Here is a 7,403-nt window from a genome sequence, read left to right on the forward strand (position 1 = left end):
ATCAGGTGCGTACCCCGCGGGCCGGCCAGCGCCTGCAGCTCCAGTTGACCCCGAGCACGTCGATCGGCGTCGCGATGACGTCGAGGTCGCCGTCGCGCACGAGGTCTTCCGGCCACAGGTCGGCGACGTCGGCGAGGAAGGTCTCGGGGTAGGCGCCGCGCAGCAACGGCTCGACGAAGCAGCCCCACTGCGCGTCCCGCAGCCGCCGCGCAGTGTCGACGTCCGCGGCCGAGGCGGGGTCGAGCGGCGCGTAGAGCGAGAAGTTCGGCGCGATGCCGAGGGTCAGCGGTGCGGCGTCCGGCCCGGCGACCGAAGGGTCGGCCGCGCGCAGCGCCCGCACCGCTTCGCCGTGCGCGAGCAGCAGGTGGTGCAGCGCCCGGAGCGCGCCGACGTCGTCCTGCACGCCCGGCGCGTGCTGCCCGCCCGCGTAGCCGAGGAACGCCGTGCACCACGGCTCGTTGAGCGTGAGCCAGTGCCGCACGCGGTCCCCGAGCGCCTCGTGCATCGTGAGCGCGTACTCCACGAACCGCGGCACGATGTCGCGCGAGCGCCAGCCGCCCGCGTCCTCCAGGGCCTGCGGCAGGTCCCAGTGGTAGAGCGTGACCCACGGCGTGATGCCCGCCTCGAGCTGCGCGTCGACGAGCCGCGAGTAGAAGTCCAGGCGCTCGGGGTTGGGCGCGCCGCCGTCGGGACGCACCCGCGCCCACGACGTCGAGAACCGGTACCCGCCCACGCCCAGCTCACGCATCAGCGCCACGTCCTCACCGAAGCGGTGGTAGTGATCCACCGCCACCTCACCCGTGCTCGCGTCGGCGATCGTGCCGGGCCGGCGCGCGAACGTGTCCCAGATCGAGTCGGTCCGCCCGCCCACGTGCGCGGCGCCCTCGATCTGGTAGGCCGAGGTCGCGACGCCGAACGTGAAGTCGGCCGGGAACTCCCGACGCCGCGCCTGCGGCGCCGGCCACGGCGAGGGCGGGCGGAGCAGCTCGCTCACGCGTCGACCTCCTGCGTCGCGAACGCCGGCAGCGGCGTCCCCACGGGCGCGCCCTTGAGCTGGTTGGCGCTGCGCAGCACGTGCGGCGCGAGCACGGCGTCGGCCTCGATCGGCCCGTCGCCCGTGAGCGCGAACGTGGCGCTCGCCCCCGCGAGCAGGCTCACCAGCGCACGATCCACCGCGGCGGAGGCGTCCGCGCGGTCCGCGAGCACGACGACGTCGCGCACGTACGTCCGCGCCGTCACCGTGAGCACGGCACCGGTCGCGGTGGGCTCGACGCGCGCGTCGAGCGCTTCGGGGTCCAGGTCCTGCCCGACGACGTCGGCCAGGTCGTGCACGACCCGCGCGAAACCCTTGCCCAGCGCGTCGAGGTCCGCCACCAGCACCTCACGCGCGCCGTCGCCGGTCGCCACGTGGTCCGGCAGGGCCACGCGCGCCGCGCCGCGGGCGGGGACCACGACGGCGAGCCGCGCCTCGGCGCGCACCTCGCCGTCGAACATCTCGCGCCGTACGCGCACCTCGCCGTCGCACGCCTCGTCGGTGTCGTTGAGCACGACGAGGTCGAGCCGGTGGTCGCCCGTCAGCGGCGGCTGCAGCGTGGCCAGGCGTGGCGCGTAGACGTCGCGCAGCGCGTACCAGAGCGGCTTGCGGCGCTCGGCGTAGTCGACCGCGGCCCACGAGACGACGGGCCAGTCGTCGTTGAGCTGCCACACCACGGTGCCGGTGTTGTACGGCGCGAGCGAGCGGAAGTAGGAGATCCCGAAGGCGATCGCGTGTGCCTGGTTGAGCTGCGTGACGAAGTGCCAGTCGTCGATCGTGCGCGGCGCGGGCAGGTGCGGGGTGTACCCGCGCTCGAGCTTGAGGTTGCCCTGGTTGGCCTTCTGGTGGACGAGCATCTCGTGCCCGAACGGGTCGGCCGGGACGTCGTGGACGACGTCGAACAGCGTGGTCCACGCGGCCGGCCCCTGGAACCCGAACTCCGCGACGAACCGGGGACGCCACTCGCGGTAGCTCGTGTCGTCCTTCTCGTTCCACACGTCCCAGACGTGGACGGTGCCGTCCGTGTCCTTGTTCGGGTCCAGCAGCGTGGACGCGGAGAACGGGCTGCCGGGGATGTAGGGGCGGGTGGGGTCGAGCTCGGCGACGATCGCCGGGAACGTCTCGAGGTAGTAGCCGCCGCCCCACGTGCGGCCCTGCAGCGACGCGCGCCAGCCCCAGTCGGCCCAGCCCACGAGGTTCTCGTTGTTGCCGCACCACAGCGCGAGCGCCGCGTGCTTCGAGAGTCGGGTGACCGCCTCGCGCGCCTCGGCCTCGATCTCGTCCGCGAGCCACGGCTCCTCGGCGTACGCGGCGCACGCGAGGAGGAAGTCCTGCCACACGAGGATGCCCTCGCGCGAGCAGATCTCGTAGAGCTCGTCGGACTCGTACATCCCGCCGCCCCAGATCCGCAGCAGGTTCATGTTCGCCTCGACGGCGTCGGCCACGCGGCGCTTCAGGCGTGCGGCGTCGACCCGGGTGACGAACGCGTCGTCGGGGATCCAGTTCGCTCCGCGCACCTGCACGTCGCGGCCGTTGACCCGCAGCACGAACGGCGTGCCGTGCTCGTCGGGGGCGGTGTGGACCGTCACCGTGCGGAAGCCGACGGGGTGGGACCAGGTGGGGCTCGCCGTCGGGCGCTCGCCGGGCTCGCAGGGCTCGACGGCGACCGTCACCTCGTAGCGCGGCTGCGCGCCTTCCTCATTCCCCGGATGCTCCCGGGCAACCCCGTCGACATCCTGCTCGCCAAGCTCCAGCAGCGCGGCGGCACGGTGACCGACGACACCCGGAAGGCCTACGCCCTTCTGCTCGGGGGCGACGACGACACCCCGCTGATCCAGCAGTACTGGCAGTACCTCGTCCGTCTCGTGCACGGCGACCTCGGTGTCTCCGTCACGTACTACCCCGCCCGGGTCAGCGACGTCATCGCGACGTCGCTGCCCTGGACGATCGCCCTGGTCGGGATCTCCACGATCCTGGCCGCCTCGATCGGCGTGGCGCTCGGCATGATCGCCGGCTGGCGGCCCGGCACCTGGCTCGACTCGCTCGTCCCGGCGACCACCCTGCTGGCCGCGGTGCCCTACTTCTGGCTCGCGCTCATCCTCGTGTACCTGCTCTCGCGGGTCCTGGGCTGGCTGCCGGGCCAGGGCGGCTACGACGTCGTGTTGGATCCCGGATGGAGCTGGGAGTTCATCTCCTCGGCGATCTACTACGGGATCCTGCCGGCGCTCACGATCGTCATCGCCTCGCTCGGCGGCTGGCTCCTGGGCATGCGCAACATGATGGTCTCCACGCTCTCGGAGGACTACATCCTCACCGCCCGCGCGAAGGGCCTGCGGGAGCGCCGGATCCAGCTGCACTACGCGGCGCGCAACGCCGTGCTCCCCTCGATCGCGGGCTTCGCGATCTCCCTCGGGTTCGTGGTCTCCGGGTCGGTCGTCACGGAGCAGGTGTTCTCCTACCCCGGGATCGGCTCGCGCCTGCTGCAGGCCGTCACCAACAACGACTACGCGCTCATGCAGGGGGTCTTCCTCGTCATCACGCTTGCCGTGCTGGGCGCCAACCTCGCCGTGGACCTGCTCTACGGCCTCATCGACCCGCGCACCCGGGCGAAGGGCTGAGTCATGACGAACATCACCCCCCTCAACGAGCCCGACATCTCCGAGGCGCCCGAGCTGCTCGCCCAGGAGGCCGAGGAGGTCGGGGCGCCGCGCCGATCGTCGCTGCGCCCGCTGCTGCCGACGATGACAGGGTGGCTCGCCGTCGGGATCGGTCTGGTCGTGCTCATCATCGCGTTCGCCGTCGTGGGCCCGTGGCTGGTCAGCGACCCGACCGTGATCCGCGACATGGGGCTCACCGCGCCCTCGTCGGAGCACCTGCTCGGCACCACGCAGACCGGCCAGGACGTGCTGGCCCAGCTGGCCTTCGCGACCCGGGGCTCGCTGCAGATCGGCATCCTCGTCGGCGTGCTCGCCACGGCGCTGTCGGTCGGCTTCGGCATCTACGGCGCCTACGCGGGCGGCGTCGCCGACGAGGCGTTCTCGCTGCTGTCGAACGTCTTCCTCGTCATCCCCGGCCTGCTGCTGGTCATCGTCATCGCGGCGTTCGTGCCGCGCGAGGCGCGCGGCTGGTGGACCATCGCCGTCGTCCTCGCGATCACGAGCTGGGCCGGCTCGGCCCGCGTGCTGCGCGCGCAGACGCTCTCGGTGCGCGGTCGTGACTACGTCTCGGCCTCCCGGGTCTCGGGCGAACCCGCCTGGCGCGTGATCGCCGTCGAGATCCTGCCGAACCTGCTCCCGGTGATCGCGTCGCAGTTCGTGTTCGCGGTGATCGCGGCGATCCTGTCCGAGGCCGGCCTGTCGTTTATCGGCCTCGGCGCCGCGAACTCCTGGACGCTCGGCACGATGCTCTTCTACGCGCAGAACGGCTTCGCCCTCTCGCTCGGCGCCTGGTGGTGGTTCGTCCCGCCCGGCCTCATGATCGCGCTGTTCGGGATGGGCCTGTCGCTCATCAACTTCTCGATCGACGAGGTCATCAACCCCAAGCTCAAGAACGTCCGGCTGCACCGCCGCCGCGCCCGTAAGATCCGCCGACTCGAGGAGGCGGCCCGCGCATGACCACCACCACGTCCTTCGACCCCACCACGTCGGCGCGCACGCGGCGCACCGTCCTCACGGTCGACGACCTCTCGGTCGTCTACGAGGTGGAGCCGCCCGTCGAGGCCGTCAAGCACGCCTCCTTCGAGCTCGCCGCGGGCGAGATCCTCGGCCTCGCGGGCGAGTCCGGCTGCGGCAAGACGACGCTGGCGTACGCCGTGAACCGGGCTGCACCAGCCGCCCGCGCGCATCTCCTCGGGCCGGATCACGTTCCACGACCGCTCGGGTGACGACGTCGACGTCCTCACTCTCTCCGACGAGGCCCTGCGTACGTTCCGCTGGTCCAAGCTCTCGATGGTGTTCCAGGGCGCCATGAACGCGCTCAACCCCGTGATCAGCGTGCGCAAGCAGCTGCGCGACACGATCCTCGCGCACCGCCCCCGCACCCCGCGCAAGGAGATCGAGGCGCGCTCGGTGGACGTGCTGGAGCGCGTCGGCGTCGACCCCGCGCGGCTCTCGTCCTTCCCGCACGAGCTCTCCGGGGGAATGCGCCAGCGCGTGATGATCGCGATGGCGATGCTCCTCGAGCCGCAGGTCATGATCATGGACGAGCCCACCACGGCGCTCGACGTCGTCGTGCAGCGCGACATCCTGCGCGAGATCGTGCGGCTGAAGGACGAGCTCGACTTCGCCGTCATCTTCATCACGCACGACCTGCCGCTCCTGCTCGAGATCTCCGACCGCATCGCGGTGATGCTCAAGGGCGAGATCATCGAGCTCGAGACCGCCGACCAGCTGTTCCGCCACGCGCGCCACCCCTACACCCGCACGCTGCTCAGCTCGTTCCCGAGCCTGTCCGGCGAGCGCGGCGACTTCATCCGCACGGGCGTGCTCGACGCGCAGTTCGACGACGTGCTCGCCCAGGAGGCCGGCGCCCTCGTCGAGGAGGTCGCGGCCTACGTCCACGAGCACGAGCCCGACGGCGAACCCGAGCCCGAGGGCCCCTCGCCCGACGCGTCGGCCGAGTCCGCTGAGTCTCCCGAGGAGGACCGATGAGCAGCGCCGAGGTCGTGCACCTGACCAAGGACTACCCGATCCGCAACGGGCTGCGGCGCACCACGCTGCGCGCCGTCGACGACGTGAGCTTCGACCTCGTGCCGCGGCGCACGGTCGCCCTGGTCGGCGAGTCCGGGTCGGGCAAGTCCACGATCGCCAAGCTCCTCACCGTCTCGAGAAGCCGACGTCGGGCGAGATCAACGTGCTCCTGGACGACCGGACGCCCGTCCACGGATCCGTCTACCGCCGGCACGTGCAGATGGTGTTCCAGGACCCGTTCGCCTCGCTCAACCCGTTCCACACGATCGAGCACCACATCGCGCGACCGCTGCTGCTGCACCAGCGCACGAAGGGGTCGACCGAGACGCGCGAGCGGGTCGCGCAGATGCTCGAGCGGGTGAACCTCACGCCGGCGTCGCACTACGCGCAGCGCCGACCCCACGAGCTGTCGGGCGGGCAGCGCCAACGGGTCGCGATCGCCCGAGCGCTCGCGCCCGGCGCGCAGATCCTCATCGCCGACGAGCCTGTCTCGATGCTCGACGTCTCGATCCGCCTCGGCGTGCTCAACCTGCTCGCCCGGCTGCAGCGCGAGGACAACCTCGCGGTCCTCTACATCACGCACGATCTGGCCACCGCGCGGCACTTCTCCGACGAGATCCTCGTGCTCTACAAGGGGCGCGTCGTCGAGCGCGGGCCGTCCGACGCCGTCATCCTCGACGCCCACCACGACTACACGAAGCTGCTCGCCCAGGCGGCGCCGGACCCGGAGCGGCTGGGCAAGGTCGTGGCGAGCGAGCAGGGCTTCGACCGCAGCACCATCGACAACTCCGTCTGCTACGACCATTTCCGAGGCGAGTGGGTGCAGCACCGCGGCGCCGCGGCCGGCGCGGCCTGACGGGGCGCACGACGGCGAGCCCATACCTCCGCGTCCACCGCGCCTCGCGCTTGCCCAGCTCTCGCGCGCCCGGCTCGCGCTCGCCACGCCCCGAGAACGGCCCGCTGCGGACCGTCTTCGTCGCCACGGGCCGTTCCCGCCGAACGCGGGCTGGTCCGCCGCAGCCGGTGAAGGCCCCCGGCGGACCGTCTTCGTCGCCAGAGGCCGTTCTCGACGCACGCGAGCTGGTCAGCCGCGGCCGATGAGCCCCGACGGGGCGCACGACGGCGAGCCCAGCCTTCGCGTCCACCGCGCCTCGCGCGAACTCAGCCCTTGTGACCCGGCGCCCGCACGACGCCTCCAGAACGGCCCGCTGCGACGAGAACGGCCCGCTGCGGGCCGTCTTCGTCGCCAGAGGCCGTTCTCGACGAACGCGAGCTCGTCTGCCGCAGCCGGTGAAGGCCCCCGGCGGACCGTCTTCGTCGCCACGGGCCGTTCTCGACGCACGTGCGTTGGTCCGCCGCAGCCGGTGAAGGCCGCGACGGGCCGTTCTCGTCGCCACGGGCCGTTCTCGACGCACGCGAACTGGTCAGCCGCGGCCGATTCGCTCTGACGGAATGCGCGACGGCGAGCTCAGACCTTCGCGTCCACCGCGCCTCGCGGACTCAGCACCTAGACCCGGCGCCCGCACTACGCCTCCAGAACGGCCTGCTGCGACGAGAACGGCCCCCAGCGGGCCGTTCTCGCCGCCACGGGCCGTTCTCGTCGCCACGGGCCGTTCTCGACGCACGCGAGCTGGTCAGCCGCGGCCCGTGGAGGCCGCCACGGGCCGTTCTCGTCGCCACGG

General features: G+C 72.1%; 4 protein-coding genes and 2 pseudogenes. 4 read left to right on the top strand and 2 right to left on the bottom strand.

Translation table 11 applies throughout. The annotated features are described in order from the left end of the window. Window position 1 precedes the first annotated feature (1 nt). The gene (locus tag FH969_RS08150; RefSeq protein ID WP_246071782.1) at window positions 2-994 is read right to left on the bottom strand and encodes a glycoside hydrolase family 1 protein; all 993 of its coding nucleotides are present in this window, start codon (window positions 992-994) and stop codon (window positions 2-4) included. Next, complete coding sequence (locus FH969_RS08155; RefSeq protein WP_108719529.1) at window positions 991-2,706, bottom strand: hypothetical protein; 1,716 nt, start codon at window positions 2,704-2,706, stop codon at window positions 991-993. Before FH969_RS08155 ends, FH969_RS08150 begins: the two co-directional genes overlap by 4 nt. A gap of 36 nt (window positions 2,707-2,742) precedes the next feature. Between FH969_RS08155 and FH969_RS08160 the strand changes: the two genes are divergently transcribed. From FH969_RS08160 to FH969_RS08175, 4 genes and pseudogenes are all read left to right on the top strand, one after another. Beyond that, window positions 2,743-3,651 (top strand): ABC transporter permease, encoded by a 909-nt coding sequence (locus FH969_RS08160; protein ID WP_108720246.1) that lies wholly within the window; start codon window positions 2,743-2,745, stop codon window positions 3,649-3,651. A gap of 3 nt (window positions 3,652-3,654) precedes the next feature. Further along, the gene (locus FH969_RS08165) at window positions 3,655-4,647 is read left to right on the top strand and encodes an ABC transporter permease (protein ID WP_139986874.1); all 993 of its coding nucleotides are present in this window, start codon (window positions 3,655-3,657) and stop codon (window positions 4,645-4,647) included. Further along, a pseudogene (locus FH969_RS08170) lies at window positions 4,644-5,514 on the top strand (ABC transporter ATP-binding protein); the annotation flags it as partial. The gene FH969_RS08165 and the pseudogene FH969_RS08170, both read left to right, overlap by 4 nt. Before the next feature lie 164 nt (window positions 5,515-5,678). Then, window positions 5,679-6,577, top strand: a pseudogene (locus FH969_RS08175) (ABC transporter ATP-binding protein). Window positions 6,578-7,403: the final 826 nt, after the last annotated feature.

The organism is Miniimonas arenae (assembly GCF_006351005.1).
GTDB classification, from domain to species: Bacteria; Actinomycetota; Actinomycetes; order Actinomycetales; family Beutenbergiaceae; genus Miniimonas; species Miniimonas arenae.